Source organism: Vibrio sp. J2-3(2022), from assembly GCF_021725735.1.
GTDB lineage: Bacteria > Pseudomonadota > Gammaproteobacteria > Enterobacterales > Vibrionaceae > Vibrio > Vibrio diabolicus.
In genome coordinates this window covers 299,335-315,244 of record NZ_JAKKCK010000005.1, presented here as the reverse complement: position 1 = coordinate 315,244, position 15,910 = coordinate 299,335, and the positions used below count along the sequence as shown (strand labels likewise).

General features: G+C 44.5%; 17 protein-coding genes. 8 read left to right on the top strand and 9 right to left on the bottom strand.

Annotation, left to right across the window (positions count from 1 at the left end):
* Positions 1-2: 2 nt before the first annotated feature.
* Both L3V27_RS18625 and bolA read right to left on the bottom strand, forming a co-directional pair.
* Positions 3-1,343, bottom strand: a complete 1,341-nt coding sequence (locus tag L3V27_RS18625) for a Na(+)-translocating NADH-quinone reductase subunit A (protein ID WP_041853022.1) — start codon at positions 1,341-1,343, stop codon at positions 3-5.
* A gap of 473 nt (positions 1,344-1,816) precedes the next feature.
* Entirely contained in the window at positions 1,817-2,125 is a 309-nt protein-coding gene (bolA, locus tag L3V27_RS18620) for a transcriptional regulator BolA (RefSeq protein WP_005380262.1), read from the bottom strand.
* Positions 2,126-2,368: 243 nt separating this feature from the next.
* Between bolA and L3V27_RS18615 the strand changes: the two genes are divergently transcribed.
* The 4 genes from L3V27_RS18615 to L3V27_RS18600 all read left to right on the top strand — a co-directional run bounded on the left by L3V27_RS18615 (position 2,369) and on the right by L3V27_RS18600 (position 6,094).
* Complete coding sequence (locus L3V27_RS18615; protein WP_237312495.1) at positions 2,369-3,523, top strand: methyltransferase; 1,155 nt, start codon at positions 2,369-2,371, stop codon at positions 3,521-3,523.
* 32 nt (positions 3,524-3,555) lie between these two features.
* On the top strand, positions 3,556-4,125 hold the full coding sequence (locus L3V27_RS18610; RefSeq protein WP_012841484.1) for a YajG family lipoprotein: 570 nt from the start codon (positions 3,556-3,558) through the stop codon (positions 4,123-4,125).
* Positions 4,125-4,670, top strand: coding sequence for a peptidylprolyl isomerase (locus tag L3V27_RS18605; RefSeq protein ID WP_053809811.1), 546 nt, complete (start codon positions 4,125-4,127; stop codon positions 4,668-4,670). The genes L3V27_RS18610 and L3V27_RS18605 overlap by 1 nt, the downstream gene beginning before the upstream one ends.
* 71 nt (positions 4,671-4,741) lie before the next feature.
* Positions 4,742-6,094, top strand: a complete 1,353-nt coding sequence (locus tag L3V27_RS18600; protein ID WP_006742554.1) for an MFS transporter — start codon at positions 4,742-4,744, stop codon at positions 6,092-6,094.
* A gap of 63 nt (positions 6,095-6,157) precedes the next feature.
* Here the strand turns inward: L3V27_RS18600 and L3V27_RS18595 are convergent, their stop codons facing one another.
* From L3V27_RS18595 to L3V27_RS18580, 4 genes are read right to left on the bottom strand one after another with little or no spacing between them, the layout of a single operon-like run.
* Positions 6,158-6,817, bottom strand: coding sequence for a ChrR family anti-sigma-E factor (locus tag L3V27_RS18595; protein WP_048625904.1), 660 nt, complete (start codon positions 6,815-6,817; stop codon positions 6,158-6,160).
* Positions 6,814-7,398, bottom strand: coding sequence for an RNA polymerase sigma factor (locus L3V27_RS18590; RefSeq protein ID WP_005380255.1), 585 nt, complete (start codon positions 7,396-7,398; stop codon positions 6,814-6,816). Before L3V27_RS18590 ends, L3V27_RS18595 begins: the two co-directional genes overlap by 4 nt.
* Positions 7,399-7,442: 44 nt before the next feature.
* Positions 7,443-8,801 (bottom strand): DUF4397 domain-containing protein, encoded by a 1,359-nt coding sequence (locus L3V27_RS18585; protein ID WP_046874987.1) that lies wholly within the window; start codon positions 8,799-8,801, stop codon positions 7,443-7,445.
* A complete protein-coding gene (locus tag L3V27_RS18580; protein WP_053809813.1) occupies positions 8,798-9,394 on the bottom strand; it encodes an LON peptidase substrate-binding domain-containing protein in 597 nt (198 codons plus the stop codon). The genes L3V27_RS18585 and L3V27_RS18580 overlap by 4 nt, the downstream gene beginning before the upstream one ends.
* A gap of 323 nt (positions 9,395-9,717) precedes the next feature.
* Between L3V27_RS18580 and L3V27_RS18575 the strand changes: the two genes are divergently transcribed.
* The 4 genes from L3V27_RS18575 to csdA all read left to right on the top strand — a co-directional run bounded on the left by L3V27_RS18575 (position 9,718) and on the right by csdA (position 13,339).
* Complete coding sequence (locus L3V27_RS18575; RefSeq protein WP_109169582.1) at positions 9,718-10,533, top strand: outer membrane protein OmpK; 816 nt, start codon at positions 9,718-9,720, stop codon at positions 10,531-10,533.
* Positions 10,534-10,641: 108 nt separating this feature from the next.
* A complete protein-coding gene (gene panE / locus L3V27_RS18570) occupies positions 10,642-11,532 on the top strand; it encodes a 2-dehydropantoate 2-reductase (protein ID WP_237312493.1) in 891 nt (296 codons plus the stop codon).
* Positions 11,529-12,128, top strand: a complete 600-nt coding sequence (locus tag L3V27_RS18565) for a DJ-1 family glyoxalase III (protein ID WP_006742560.1) — start codon at positions 11,529-11,531, stop codon at positions 12,126-12,128. Before panE ends, L3V27_RS18565 begins: the two co-directional genes overlap by 4 nt.
* Positions 12,128-13,339, top strand: coding sequence for a cysteine desulfurase CsdA (gene csdA / locus L3V27_RS18560; protein WP_237312491.1), 1,212 nt, complete (start codon positions 12,128-12,130; stop codon positions 13,337-13,339). Before L3V27_RS18565 ends, csdA begins: the two co-directional genes overlap by 1 nt.
* 33 nt (positions 13,340-13,372) lie before the next feature.
* On the opposite strand, the gene L3V27_RS18555 is transcribed toward csdA, so the two are convergent.
* From L3V27_RS18555 to tcdA, 3 genes are all read right to left on the bottom strand, one after another.
* Positions 13,373-14,293, bottom strand: a complete 921-nt coding sequence (locus L3V27_RS18555) for a GGDEF domain-containing protein (RefSeq protein ID WP_237312489.1) — start codon at positions 14,291-14,293, stop codon at positions 13,373-13,375.
* A gap of 309 nt (positions 14,294-14,602) precedes the next feature.
* Positions 14,603-15,031, bottom strand: a complete 429-nt coding sequence (gene csdE / locus L3V27_RS18550; protein ID WP_124008446.1) for a cysteine desulfurase sulfur acceptor subunit CsdE — start codon at positions 15,029-15,031, stop codon at positions 14,603-14,605.
* A gap of 19 nt (positions 15,032-15,050) precedes the next feature.
* On the bottom strand, positions 15,051-15,860 hold the full coding sequence (gene tcdA, locus L3V27_RS18545; RefSeq protein WP_005380241.1) for a tRNA cyclic N6-threonylcarbamoyladenosine(37) synthase TcdA: 810 nt from the start codon (positions 15,858-15,860) through the stop codon (positions 15,051-15,053).
* Positions 15,861-15,910: the final 50 nt, after the last annotated feature.

Genomic DNA, 15,910 nt, shown 5'->3' with positions numbered 1-15,910 from the left:
AATTACCCTTCCTTCTCGATAGTATCTAGGCATTCACGAAGTAACGTACCGTACTCGTACTTACCTGGACATACAAAGGTACACAATGCTAGATCTTCTTCATCCAGTTCAAGCGCACCCAGTGCTTGAGCACTGTCTGTATCACCTGCACATAGATCACGAAGCAGCAGAGTAGGCTCCATATCTAGAGGCATTACGCGTTCGTAGTTGCCAATTGGAACCATTGAACGATCACTACCATTGGTCGTCGTTGTCATATTGAACAACTGACCTTTGAATACGTGACCAAGGAAAGAGCGAGTTACCGAGAACTTATTCTTACCAGGCATTGCCCAGCCAAATAGTTCTTTCTCACGGCCTTCACGTAATACAGAAACCTGTTGATGGTAACGGCCAAGGTATGCGTGTGGACCAGTTGCATGTGTACCTGTCAGTACAGAACCAGAAATCACACGAACTTCGCCAGGCATCAGCTCGTTATCTGTTAGGTCATCTAAGCTTGCACCGATTACGGTACGAACTAGACGAGGGTTATTCACAACTGGACCAGCTAGAGACACAACACGATCTGTGTATAGCTCACCAGTTAGGAACAGCTTACCGAACGCGATAACGTCTTGGTAGTTGATGCTCCATGCCACATTTTCTGCATTCACTGGGTATAGGAAATGCATGTGGGTGCCAGCAAGACCTGCTGGGTGAGGGCCATCGAAGACGTGTTCTTCTACGTTAGACTGTGAAGAGCGTGGCAAACTAGTGCCAGATTTACATACGTAAACCTTGCCTTCTGTCAGGGCTGAAAGAATGTCTAGACCAGCAATGAATGCTTCTTGTTGCTCATTAATGATCAACTCAGGCTTAGCTGCTAATGGATTAGTATCCATTGCAGTTACGAAAATAGCCTTAGTAGAAGACTCGATTGCAGGAACCTTGCTAAACGGACGAGTACGTAAAGCGGTCCATAGGCCAGAGTCAACCAACTGAGTCTTGATCACTTCACGATCTAGACCTGAAAGTTGAGCGGCTTCGAACTTATCAAATGTCACCTGCTCTTCACCTGCCACTTCAATCACTACAGATTGAAGGACACGTTTAGCGCCACGGTTAACTTCGATCACTTTACCGGCTGCTGGTGCAGTAAATTTCACGCCAGGGTTCTTTTTATCTTCAAAAAGAACTTGCGCTTTTTTCACTTCATCACCAACGCGGACATGCATGGTAGGACGCATGCCAACGTACTCTTCGCCAAGCAAGGCGACTTTTTTGATGGTCTTACCATCATTAATCACCTGGGATGGAGTTCCTGCGATAGGAAGATCCAAGCCCTTCTTTATTGTAATCATACGCACTTGCACTACTTTTATCGGGAAAAAGATTCTTTTGATTGCGTAACTTTTAGACACGACATCAGTGTCCGGTTTTGATGTTGTTTTAAACATCAAAATCGCAACATCCTATTAAAAATCTCGTCACAAGGAATACGCGAGATTTATCAGGTGCCGTAGTCTAGCATTTTTTAGGAACTTGATGCCATGACCAATCATTAGAATAGAGGGGTTATTTCGGTAGAATCAGGTCTAAAAGGTCAAAGAATAGTCATAACTTTGACCGATCGCACAAATGCCATATTCCATACATATCTTATGGAAAAGTCATATTCATCGCCTGAAATATCCTGCAATTTCCATTCATTTGTTGAAACACTGTTAACACATTTTTTAACCAGAATTTGTGCCACATCAATGCCCCTAAAGAATGTAAAACGAAAAAAGATGGCCTTAGCCACCTTTTCTCTGCACCTTTATATTTTGCGTCTTTAGTGACCGCCACCCATACACATAGGGCTATCAGGAGCGCCATCTTGTTCTCGCTTCCACTCTTCATCAGTGTATGTATGAATAGCTAGTGCATGAATGTGGTTATCTAGCTCATCTGCCAAAATTTGATGAACTTGGCGATGGCGTCCAATCAAACGCTGTCCCGCGAACGAATCACTCACAACAATCACTTTGAAGTGACTCTCCGAGCCTGGTGGCACATTATGCATGTAGCTCTCATTAATCACTTTGAGATAGCTTGGTTGCAGCTCACTGTGTAGTTTCTTCTCTATGATTTCTTGGATCATATTCGTTCCTCATTGATGCGAATTCCATAAGTATATACCTAAGTAAAGCAGACGTGTATCACTCAAACATCACTCTCATTATTGATGCATTTTACGTTCAACTGATTTCAAAGCGCTTGACGCTATGAACATGCCTAGAGAGCGAGCACCACTGAACACGTAAAATTTGACAGCTTTTTGTATCTCGACACGTCATCATTTGCGACAATAACACTTAATTTCTAAATCAACTTACATTTAGCTATGAAAACCGAACTGAATCTTCACGAGCGAAGCCTAACACTTTATCGTTTCCCAAAACGCAGCAATGAAACTCTACAAGCGTGGGATGCCGGTGATGAGTATCTTATTAATCATGTTGAAGAACTTGCTTTGCCAGACAATCAAAACATCCTCGTGATTAATGACAGCTTTGGTGCCCTCTCCTGCTGGTTTTCAGAAAAGCACCATGTGACGCTAATGAGTGATTCTTTCATTTCTCATAAAGGTGTGCAGCAGAACCTTGAGCAAAACCAGTGCAATAAGGTAGCGTTTGCAACCACGATGGACCCCGTACCTTCCAATACTGATCTCGTATTGCTGCAACTGCCAAAAAGTAACCGTCACCTCGTTTGGATACTCTGTCAGTTAAGAAAAGCGCTGCCTGCATCCTGCCCCGTCATTGCAGTTAATAAAGCGAAAGACATTCATACTTCAACGCTAAAACTGTTTGAAAAATATTTGGGTGAGACAAAAACATCTCTGGCCTGGAAAAAGCACCGATTGGTATTTGCTCAAGCAACGGTTGAACCAACAATTGAAGTGAGCCCTTTCACTACTTGGCGCGTTGATGGCGAAGATATCGAACTCAAGAACATGCCAAATGTCTATTCAGGAGAAAGCTTAGATTTAGGTGCGCGTTTTATGCTGCAGCACCTACCTCAAGACCCATTGATAGATAATGTTATCGATCTCGGTTGCGGTAATGGTGTTCTGTCTGTGAAGTTTGGTCAGCTGAATCCGAATGCTCGATTAACATGTGTTGATGAAAGCTTTATGGCGCTTGAGTCCGCGAAGCAGAACCTGCTAGATAACCTTGGTGAAGATAGAGACATAAAGTGTGTTGCAAACAATTGTTTGGACGGTTTTAAACACAACAGCTGCTCTATGATTATGTGTAACCCACCCTTTCACCAACAGCAGGCCATCACCGATCATATTGCTTGGCAAATGTTCTGTGATGCAAAGCAAGTATTGAGTGAAGGTGGTAAGTTACTGGTGATTGGAAATCGTCATCTTGGTTACGACGCAAAACTAAAACGGCTGTTTGGCGATAAGAATGTGAAACTTATCGCTTCCAACAATAAGTTTGTGATTTTACAGGCCACAAAAAATCCTGCTAAATTAAGCGCAAAATAAGCTTTAGCAAAATAGTTAAAAGGAATAATAAAATGAGAAAATTGGTACTTGCGGCTTCGGTTGCGTTGCTTGCTGCGTGTTCAGCGCCTCAACAGCCTCAGCTGAATTTGATGCCAGAAAGCACACTGAGCACCAATCCAATTGTTCAAGGCAAGACTTACAGCTTGACCAGCAAAGATGTACGTGCAGCGCAGTACGTGGCGTTGGTGGATAACGGCCGTTCGAACATTCTTCCTCTTCATGCTAAACAGAATTTACGTATTGCGTTAGAAGAAGCATTAGAGAAGCAGTTTTCATCTCAGGGCTTCCATGCCGATCTAAACAGCAACAATGCAATTGAATTAAACGTTCAAGAAGCATTAGTTAACGTAAAACATTCGGTGATGGAAAATGAGATGGATGCGAAAGTCGTGCTTGAAATCACCGCAGAAACACCAGAAGGCAAACTGGTCAAAACTTACACAGGCACTGCGAAGCGTTCTGGCACATTGAGTGCGTCTGATGCCGACATTGAGCAAACACTGAATGATGTAGTGACATTAACACTTAAAGAAATTGCCAATGATCCTGAGCTTCGTCAGTATATGCAGGAGCGTTTCTAATGTTACGCAAGGCAATTCTTTCTCTCGCGCTACTCAGCTGCAGCGTTTGGGCTGGACCAAAAGTGGCGTTTGAAACAACGTTAGGTTCATTTACTGTCGAACTGAATGAAGATAAAGCGCCGATTACGGTAGCGAACTTCCTGAAATATGTAGAAGACGGTAGCTATGAAGGCACTATTTTTCACCGCGTTATTCCAGGCTTTATGGCGCAAGGTGGTGGCTTTAACCAAGATATGCAAATGGTGAAGACTTACGCTCCAATCAAAAACGAGGGTAATAACGGTTTAAATAACGACCGTGCGACGATTGCAATGGCACGCACCAACGCGCCTGACTCTGCTACTCGTCAGTTTTTTATCAATTTAGTCGACAATGATTTTCTAAACTACGGCGCTCGTCCACCGGGTTATGCGGTATTTGGCGAGGTCACGGAAGGATTCGACATTATCCAAAAAATGGCAAAACAGCCAACTACGACGACTCGCGGTATGCGTGATGTTCCCGAGACTCAAATCGTCATCACTAAAGCAACACTACTTAAATAGCCCAACCGATAAGCCCTTTGAATAATCGAAGGGCTTTCTCTTTCAATGGCTTCATTTTATTGGATTGATTTATGTCTTCATTACCTTCCATCACTTGGTTGGAAACGGTAAAAAGTTACCTCGATAAACGACTCATGTGGGTTTTCATGTTGGGCTGCTCTAGCGGCTTTCCGTGGGTACTTATCGGTTCAAATATGTCTGGCTGGCTAAAAGACGCTGGTTTGACCCTATCCGCAATAGGTTACTTTGGTAGTGTCTTTGCGGTTTATGCAATTAACTTTCTCTGGGCGCCACTCGTAGACCGGGTGAAGCTACCAGTGCTCTATAGACTACTTGGACAAAGGCGTAGCTGGATTTTCTTCTGTCAAAGTATTGTACTCGTCGCGACGGTATTTATTGCGGGCGTGAATCCAGCAGAGAACTTGGTGTTTGCGTCTCTACTCGCCTTGTGTATTGCAACCGCATCAGCAACACAAGACATTGCGATTGATGCTTTTCGTATTGATACTTTCCCAAAATCAGAAGAATCTAAGCTGCCACAAGCTTCTGCAATGGCAGTTATTGGCTGGTGGACAGGTTATTCATTACCGGGTTATTTAGCGTTTGTTAATGCTGATAGTGTCGGTTGGAATGGCGTGTATTACGGGATGGCGGTGATAGTCGGCATTCTAATGGTCTTTACGATTTTAGTCGGAGAGCCTAAGACTCAACGCGAACAACTTCAGTCTGCCGCTGAACAACGCCACAAAGAAGTGGTTGGTTCAAAAGTCGTGGCTTGGTTTACTGTGACTGTTGTAGAACCTTTCCTTGACTTCTTTAATCGCAATGGCGTCCGTGTCGCGATTACTCTTTTGCTGTTCGTTTTCCTATTCAAAATTGGCGAAGCGTTTTTAGGCAGGATGTCGATCGCGTTCTATAAAGATATTGGTTTTAGTAACGAACAAATTGGTTATTACTCCAAACTGATCGGATGGGGAGCCACTATCTTCTTTACCTTTGTCGGAAGCATGTTCAACGTCAGGTTTGGTATTGTACGTGGATTAATGATCGGTGGTATTGCTATGTCTGCCAGCAACTTGATGTTTGCTTGGATTGCATCGGTAGGCCCAAATGAGCACCTATACTTAGCAACCATTATTGTCGATAACTTTACGACTGCTTTCTCAACCGTCGCTTTTGTTTCATTTTTAACGATTCTAACCGGACAAGCATTCTCAGCAACGCAGTATGCTTTGCTCGCCTCTTTGGGGAACTTCGGACGAACGACTCTTGCTTCTTTCAGTGGAGAACTGGTGGACTACCTCAATGACTGGAGCACGTTCTTTGTGCTTACCGCTGTTATGGTCGTGCCAAGCTTGATTATGTTGTACTCGCTACGACATTACTTTGATGCTCTATTGGAAAAAGCACGTCACAAGCACTAAGAAGCGCATCAAAAAACCACCGAATTCGGTGGTTTTTGTTTTGCGAGATATAAGATAAGAGGTCTATGGGTATAGCCCTTTGCCAAACATATTAAATATACGTGCCACACCTTGAGTAAAGATCATCGGCTCAGTCAGTACGGTTAAACACAAGCAATCTTCTCCGGCCTTAGTGTAAGGGCTGTGCTTCACTGACGCGTCTCGAATCATCAAGTCGCCCTCTTCATATTGGCCATCCTCATCACTAAACCCACCATGTAGGATCAATGTAGATTCTAAGCCTTTGTGCGTATGTTGAGGGATTTGCACATCTTCTCCGATGTACATTAAGCTAACACGAGCATCTTCCCCTAGATCAATCTGAGCACTGAAAACCTTGCCTCCGTAACTTCTCCATGACCCTACAAGGTCAGAGAAACGCGCTAAGGTTTTGGGAAGTTCAAAGCTCTTTCCTGCAACATTCACTGCGGCAGGATCTCGGATAACGATGTTATCTGTCGCTGGCTCCGCATTGATAATATCATTGAACATATCGTCGAATTCAGGGACATATTCAGAGGGGATGTCGCTCACGATATTCGCTTGGCTGGCTTCGACTTGGTTCACATAAGCTCGGCACTTGGTGCATGTTTCTAAATGGGTTGCGACCACAAGACCAGAAACTGCATCAATGCTTCCCGAAGCGTATGCTTCTAACAAGCTGTTATCTGGGTGTTTGTTCATAGTTGCTCCGTATGCATTGAATGCCTTAGCTTTTCTACTGCAAGCCTCAGCCTGGATTTTACGGTACCGAGGGGTATATCAAATAATTCAGCGACCTGCTGATGAGGTAGCTCTTCAAGATACACCGCTTGTAAAACGTCTCTCTGATTTTTCGGTAAAATATCTAAAAATTTAACCACCTGTTCTTTCAACATGTCTTGCTCTGGTGAATAATGATCAACAAGATCTGGTGGATAATATTCTGACGGCCAAATGTCATCAGAATGAATGTGCAACTCCTTACCTTTCTGCTTTCTCAACAGATCAAAGCATAGGTTTCGGATTATGGTGTATATCCAAGTCGATAACGCGCTCTTTTCCCCATCATAGAGGTGCGCTTTCTGCCAAACTGTCGCCATGGTCTCTTGCACCATCTCCATAGCAACTTGCTCATTACCAACATGTTTGTAAGCGAATTGCTTCAGCTTGGGTGCGTAAAAACGGAATACAAAAGCGAACGCATCTTTATCTCGAGCCTTCACTTTGTCCATGTAATCGTTCCAATCACTGCGCCCCAGTTTTTTTGGGCTATCACTCATCATAATCGGCCTTAATTTTAGGGAGGAGCCATCTCCTCCCATTCGTCCTAATCGGTAACGTCATCAACCAACAAGTTGAAGCCACCGTTGTTCCCATCATCAATGGCAACCACCTGATACACAACACCATTCATCACATTGACTGGTGCTGAATCAACAGCAACCGTACTTGGATCGCCTGCCACTGTCACGGTTACATAATAGGTACCTTCAGCGACATATAATCCCTGAACGCTATCTTTGTACGCAAAATTAGCAATAGTTGGATCACTTCCATCTATTCCAGCGCTTGTAGTGAGATAAATATCCACCATTTCCGCTACGGGATTCGCCGCCGCATGTGTCACATTCAGCGTCGCGCTAGTTGCCACTGCACGTCTCATGTCTTCAACAACTAGAGGTTCGATATCAATCGTTGGGCTAACAACACCGACTGCGTAAACACTGTAATCCATTCCGCCCGCAACCATTAATCCGTCAACATCGATAATAGGGTTGGTTGTTGTGCCATCCACGTAAACGTCAATATCGTAAGCGCCAGCATCGAGATCCAAATAACCACGAATCTCTTTGAACGCTAAGTCGGCAAGAGGACCGAAGGCCGCCCCGTTAACGTTGACATCGACGATTGGCGCTCCATCGACAAGATGTCCAACTCTTACTTCAGCTTGGCTGCCCATATCCTCGATTATAGAAGATCCTGAACCATCCAATACCAACAGCTTAACCGGTGACGTGCTATTTGAATCTCCGGTACTGATAGCGGCAATCGTCAAGTTTGAATTAGCAGCAAGAGATATTGTGCCCGAGTCAAAAGCAACGCTATCCCCAACAGCAAGTCGAACTTGGTACTCACCAGCGGGGATGTTCAATACGTCTGTAGATGCTTTATATGCAAGATTCATAAGCGGTGTCGCGCTAGCAAGATCAGCCCCTGGCTCAGTGACGTAGAGATCAACGGCAGGAACGCCAGACGCTGCATGAACAACTTGAACATCTAAACTATTGGCATCAGCCATTGAATCGGCGCTGCGAGTCACAACTAAAGGTTCTACTGGGTTTGGTGAACCATTGGCATCACCAACAACGAACACGTTGTAATTGAGGTCTGAATCAAGGTCTAGTTCTGTTTTAGGTATTACGGTCGCGGTTTCATCGCCTGGAAGTTGAACATCAACTTGAATGGAGTTCATGCCCTCGCGTAACTTCATGTAACCAGAACCCATACCATAATCAACACCTGTCAATGATGATTTATCGTTTATCCACACATTTGCAAGCGGCGCATCAGAAGACGCATGTACTGCTTGCAAATTGGAATACTCGATGGTGTCGCTGTCGGAGCCACACGCCGCCAGTCCTAATGCCGCCACCATAGTTAGCGCAGCTCTGCTAAATCCTTTCATATCCTTGCCTCTTTGTTAGTCGGGGCTTCTATGGCTTCTGTCAGAAATTGCAACGCAGGAATGCAGTTCTCTGCGCCAACGAGCTGTTCGAACAGATTGCAGTCTAAAGGAAGTAATTCAAGCCAGCGCTGGGTCACCCAAGCTGAGTCATCGTAAAAACGATGCTGGTAGAGATTTCCAAGTTGAGGAAACTCTTCATAAACATGGGATAACTGCTTGCTTAAATAGAAGAAATCTGGTGAGTTGTCTGGATGTTGCCAATTTTCTAACCATTCGACCTCTGCATGGCGTAAGCCGTCCGCATCTGCACGAACTCGTTTGACAACAAAGCGTTTCTCACCAGCGACTGTAATACCAAGAAGACCATCACTGAGTGTTTCAAAATCAACGATCCTGACCAAAGTTCCGATAGATGAAACATTTCCCACGTCTTTAGGGTCACCTTCATTACCTACTAGGCAAACTCCAAAACCCACATTTTGTAGGCTGCATTCCTTTACCATTCGCTTATATCGTGGCTCAAAAATGCGCAGATTCATTTTACCTTCAGGGAGTACAACTGAAGTGAGTGGGAATAACATGACTTCTTTCATTCAAACGTCCTCTTTGATTCACCGATACATACGAATCCCTTATCACTCCGATCACTAACGATTTATGTTGGTTAATCGACTGGCTTAAAAAGTCATAAAATCGCTTACGCAAACGATCCAAATCACATATTTATTGCAATCAAATGCAACAAACAAAAAGTTCCGTAAATAAAGATAATTTCGTGACGCAACTCACCAAAAACGTTCAATTTTGCACCCTTTATCACTTTCATTTGGGATTTTTATCGCTATTATTCCCGCCAATTGGAAAGCGCAGCACAGATTGCGTGTTCTGAATCATTACAAACATAGAGAGTCCCCTTATGCGTAAATCACTTTTAGCTCTTAGCCTTCTAGCGGCTACTTCAGCTCCAGTTATGGCGGCAGATTACTCTGACGGCGATATCCACAAAAACGATTACAAGTGGATGCAATTTAACCTAATGGGTGCATTTGACGAACTTCCAGGTGAGTCTTCGCACGACTACCTAGAAATGGAATTCGGCGGCCGCTCTGGTATCTTCGATCTATACGGCTACGTTGATATCTTCAACCTAACTTCAGATAAAGGCAGCGATAAAGCAGGAGATCCTAAGATCTTCATGAAATTTGCACCACGTATGTCTCTAGATGCAGTAACTGGTAAAGATCTATCTTTCGGTCCAGTACAAGAGCTATATGTAGCAACGCTTATTGAGTGGGATGGCACAGATTACAAAACTAATGCATTCTCAGTAAACAACCAAAAAATTGGTATTGGTTCTGACGTAATGGTTCCTTGGTTTGGTAAAGTTGGTGTTAACCTATACGGTACTTACAACGGCAACAAAAAGGATTGGAACGGTTTCCAAATCTCGACTAACTGGTTCAAACCATTCTACTTCTTCGAGAACGGTTCATTCATTTCTTACCAAGGCTACATCGATTACCAATTCGGTATGGATGATGATGCAGGTAACAAATTTGGTTCAACCGCGTCAAACGGTGGTGCAATGTTCAACGGTATCTACTGGCACTCAGACCGCTTCGCAGTGGGTTACGGTCTAAAAGGCTACAAAGACGTGTACGGTATCAAAGATACTGATGGGTTTAAGTCAACTGGCTTTGGCCACTACCTAGCTGTAACTTACAAGTTCTAATTGAACCACTAAGTTTGCTCAAAAATGGCGCCTTTCGGCGCCATTTTTATTTGCTTTCCTTTTTTCCCTCATTATCCTTGCAGCAAACCTTTTTAATGAGAGCGTTTGGTGAATATCCTTATCCTCGGTCCAGGTGCGGTGGGCTCACTCTGGGCAACAAAATTTCAGCTTGCCGGACACAATGTTTCATTGTGGGGAAGAAGTTCAGAGAGACAACAATCACTTCAGTTGGATGACACACCTGCAACCGTATTCTGTAATCAAGATATTTCCTCCGTAAATAAAGCGGATCTCATTTTGATCACGGTAAAAGTTTGGCAAGTGGAAGACGCCATTCAGCCTTTACTGCCTCATATCAACGCTGACACGATTATCATGCTGATGCACAATGGTATGGGTACCGCCTCTGGCGTGGAGAAGGCTCTGCCAAACAATCCGATAGTGCTCGCCACAACGACGCACGGCGCATACAAACCAGATAACCAACACGTACTGCATACCGGTCACGGAACAACGCAAGTGGGTGGTTATAATGACAAAGGAATGCAGTGCGCTTTTCTGCAAGATGTTATGCATCATGCCCTTCCAGAGGCCATTTGGAATCCACACATCCAATCTGCGTTATGGACTAAGTTAGCAATTAACTGCGCGATTAACCCACTGACTGCGATTCACCAGTGTAAGAATGGTGAGCTTGCGCAGCCCGAGTTTAAGATACAACTCGAAAGCATCACTCAAGAATTGGTTGAAGTAATGAGTAAAGAAGGTATTGCTATCGAGTATCGCTCTCTTTTCGATACGGTAATGCAAGTGGTGAACGCCACAGCTGAGAACTATTCTTCAATGAGACAAGACGTATTCCATCAGCGTCGAACGGAAATTGATTTTATAACCGGATACTTGTTAAAGGCTGCCGAGAAACATCGCATCAATACGCCTGAGAATTTAAAACTTTACCAACGCATCAAACAAATAGAACAAAGCTGGACAGAACAATGAGTAAGAAAATCTTAGTGCCAATCGCTCCGGGCACCGAAGAAATGGAAGCCGTCACCGTTATCGACATGATGGTTCGCGCGGGTTATGACGTTACGGTAGCGAGTGCTGCTTTTGATGGCTCATTGACGATGAAAGCTTCTCGCGGAGTCACATTAACAGCCGATTGTAAGCTGGTCGATATCGCTGATGATGAGTTTGACGCCATAGCGCTTTCTGGTGGTGTTGGTGGTGCAGAAATTTTTCGTGATAGCACGGTGATGATAGAAATCCTTAAGCAGCACATCTATGAGGGAAAATTGGTCGCTGCTATCTGCGCAGCACCGGCGTTGGTATTGCAACACCATGATCTTTTCCCACAATCACTGATGACCTGTCACCCGAGCTTTCAGTCACATATCCCGGAAGAGAAGTGGCGCAGCAAACGCGTGACCTTTGATATCAACCACAACCTGATCACCAGTCAAGGTCCGGGTACAGCTTTAGAGTTCGCGATGGAAGTAATCATTCAACTCTCAGGTAAAAAACACGCATGGTCAGTTGCTGAACCAATGATCCCTCTGCCTACTCTGCACTACCACAAGCTTGGTGAAGAATAATGTTTGACGTAAATGCTGTACGTGAGCAATTTCCTGCTCTAAACCAATCCGTCAACGATACGCCCTTAGTGTATCTAGATAGCGCAGCGACAACGCAAAAACCGCAATGTGTGATTGATGTCATCAGTCATTACTACAGTGCGCAAAATGCCAATGTTCACCGTGGCAGTCATAGTTTAACGGCTAATGCCACCAGCCAATTTGAAGCGGCACGAGAACGAGTGGCAAACTTTATTGGTGCAAACAGCTCTAAAGAGATCATTTGGACACGGGGCGCAACCGAAGCACTGAACTTAATTGCTCAGACTTACGCCCGCAGCACGTTACAACCGGGTGATGAGATCTTGATTAGCGAGATGGAGCACCACGCTAACATCGTGCCTTGGCAAATCGTGGCAGAGCAAACGGGCGCCAAAGTCATAAAAGTTCCATTGACATCAGATTGCCAGTTCGACATCAGCGCATTTAAGGCGCTTCTGTCTGACCGCTGTAAAATTGTTGCTTGCGCACAAATCACTAACGTAACGGGCACACGCCAACCTATCGAACAAATCACTGAACTAGCGCACAGCGTTGGCGCGGTTGTTGTAATTGATGGCGCGCAAGGCATCGTACATGAGCAACTAGATTTATCGGCATCAGATATCGATTTTTACGTATTCTCAGGTCACAAACTTTATGCGCCAGCAGGTATTGGCGTTTTATACGGCAAGCTTGAACTTTTGGAAGCCATGCCACCATGGCACGGCGGTGGTAAAATGGTTGAACGCGTTTCGTTCGAGAAAACGACGTTTTCTGCACTTCCTGGTAAATTTGAAGCGGGCACACCAAACGTTGCAGGCGCGATTGCTCTAGCGAAAGCCATTGAGTGGTACCAAGGTTTTGACCATCACGAAGTAGAGGATCATCTCCATGCGCTTCAGGATAAGGCCTACCAAGCACTAAGCGCGTTGGATGACATCCATATTCTAGGCTATCAACCGAATGCCTCTATACTGACGTTCGTCATGGACGGCGTTCATCACCAAGACATGGCGACGCTGCTCGATCAACAAGGCATTGCGGTACGAGCAGGACACCACTGCGCTCACCCATTGATGGATGCGCTAAACGTTAAAGGCACGGTACGCGTTTCTTTTGGTATTTATAACACGGCTGAAGATGTGGATAGACTCATCGCCGCCGTAGAAAAAGCCGTCGACATGCTATAACCCCAACGGTTTGATTTGGAGTAACCAACAAGGTTACTCCATCTGCCTATCCAGAGTCGCCACGCAATTTCTGCCATTTCTTTTCGCAGCATAAAGCGCTTTATCTGCATGCGCATACAAACGTTTGGTGGTTTCATTTCTGCCTATTTCCACCACGCCTACACTCACCGTGACCGGAATTTCAACCTTTTCAAATTCGAACTGACAATTTTGAATGTGGGAACGAACTTCCTCTCCTACCTCTTTCGCCGCCGATAGAGAGGTTTCTGGCAAAATAATCGCAAACTCCTCCCCTCCGACTCTTGCAAAAATTTCGTCTTTGACGAGTAAGTGAGAAACCAAATCAGCTAACGTCTCTAAGACATAATCTCCCGCATCATGACCACGTTTATCATTGATGACTTTAAAAAAATCCAAATCAAATAATAACAACGCGGAGTGATAATCCGGAGCTTGGGATTTAATAACTTCTTCTGTGAGCTTTTCGAAAAAGACACGTCGATTGTAGATGTTGGTAAGAGCATCAATTTGGCTTTGATGGCGAAGAAGGGTTTCAACTCGGTGGCGATTGGAGATGTTGCGTGTAAGAATAAGGACAACGCGACGACCTCGGTATTTTATAGCGAGTGGGCAGATCTTGCCTTCGTAGTATAGGTCGCCTCTTGGCCCACTGTTAGCATCTATTCCCTGAATGCTGTCGGCGCACATCTTGTACTCGATCGTCACAATACTGTCTTGTTTCAGTGACCGATTTATCTGTTCGATAAACCAGTCAGCTTTATCTTTCTCAAGTACGCTGTGCAGCGTCTCACCTATCAAATTACTTCCATCGTGATAGGCTTTTTTATCTGTTCCTCCAAAAACATCAATATAGATACCATCTTCACTCAGAATAAAAGTGGGGTCTGGCATTCCGGATAACACGTCTTGCGCATGTTCCAAGGTGAATTGCATATAGGGAGGTTCCTAGCATTTGTATCTAAGTAACCCAATCGCTTCCAAGTGTATTTCCACATTGGGGAATAGGAGCGAATGGGGCATATGTCTATTATCTAATATAGACAAATTTTAAATACAATTGAGTTTATAAAAACCAAGTGGACAATATAATGAACCAGGATCAATAGAATGGTTAATTAGCGCTAAAATAGTCGACCATTTGCATATTTTTTACCCATATGCAAAAGATGTCTCAACTCAGATACAAAAAACGCCAAACAGCTAGGCTATTCGGCGTTTTTTAAGAATTGGGAAAATGACTCATTACACGGCGGTTTGCTTAATCTGCTCTACAATAGCTTTCAAGCCATTACCACGTGACGGGCTTAAATGTGCAATAAGCCCCAGTTGATCAAAATAAGCATCGATGTCAAATGCTTGAATTTGATCGGCCTTTTTTCCGTCATAAGCCGCCATCACCAAGGCAATCAATCCACGGACGATACGCGCATCGGAGTCCGCACAAAAATGCCAAACGCCATCTTGCTCTTGGCTCACTAACCACACCAAGCTTTCACAACCCGAAACGGTAACTTGTTCTGATTTCAGCTCTTCTGGCATTTGTGGCAGCTTTTTACCCCACTGAATAACCTGACGGTAACGATCTTCCCAGCCTTTAAATTGCTGCATAGTCGCTACAATGTCTTCGCTGGTGATATCTGTACCAAATGGAGAAACGGGAAAATCTGTCATGATGCGCTCTTCTTCTAGTTTACTTCTTATATTTTGAAATCAACTTCTCAACGATTCGCGATACCGCGACAAAGCCAAACGTTGCAGTTACGACAGTCGCCGCACCAAAACCGCTAGCGCAATCCATACGTTTTGGACCTTCCGCTGTCGACTTCACACCACACACTGAACCGTCTGCTTGAGGATACTTCAGCTGCTCGGTTGAAAACACGCAATCAATACCAAACTTACGAGCCGGATTCTTAGGGAAGTTATGATGACGACGCAAAGTGTCTTTGATTTTCTTCGCTAAAGGATCTTGAATCGTTTTCGTTAAATCAGCGACCATGATCTGCGTTGGATCAACCTGACCACCAGCGCCACCCGTGGTGATCACTTTGATCTTGTTGCTGCGGCAATACGCCAACAAAGACGCTTTCGCTTTTACGCTGTCAATCGCATCCAACACGTAATCAAACTCTTTGCTTAAGTACTCATGTTGATTGTCTGGCGTAATGAAATCATCAATCAGATTAACTTTACACTCCGGGTTGATCAACTTGACGCGCTCGGCCATCACTTCAATTTTGCTTTGACCAACGGTACCCGTCATCGCATGAATTTGGCGGTTAATGTTCGTGACACAAACATCGTCCATATCAATCAGAGTCAACTCACCGATCCCAGTACGAGCCAGCGCTTCCACCGCCCATGAACCTACGCCACCAATACCAATCACACAAACGTGTGCAGCGCGAAGAATGTCCACTTCGCTGTTGCCATAAAGACGACGAGTGCCGCCAAAGCGTTGATTGTAGCTGTCAGATGCTGGGGTATCGAGTTCACGCATATTGAAGTCCAGATGATCGATAGAAAAACAAAGAGTGCGATTTATACGCA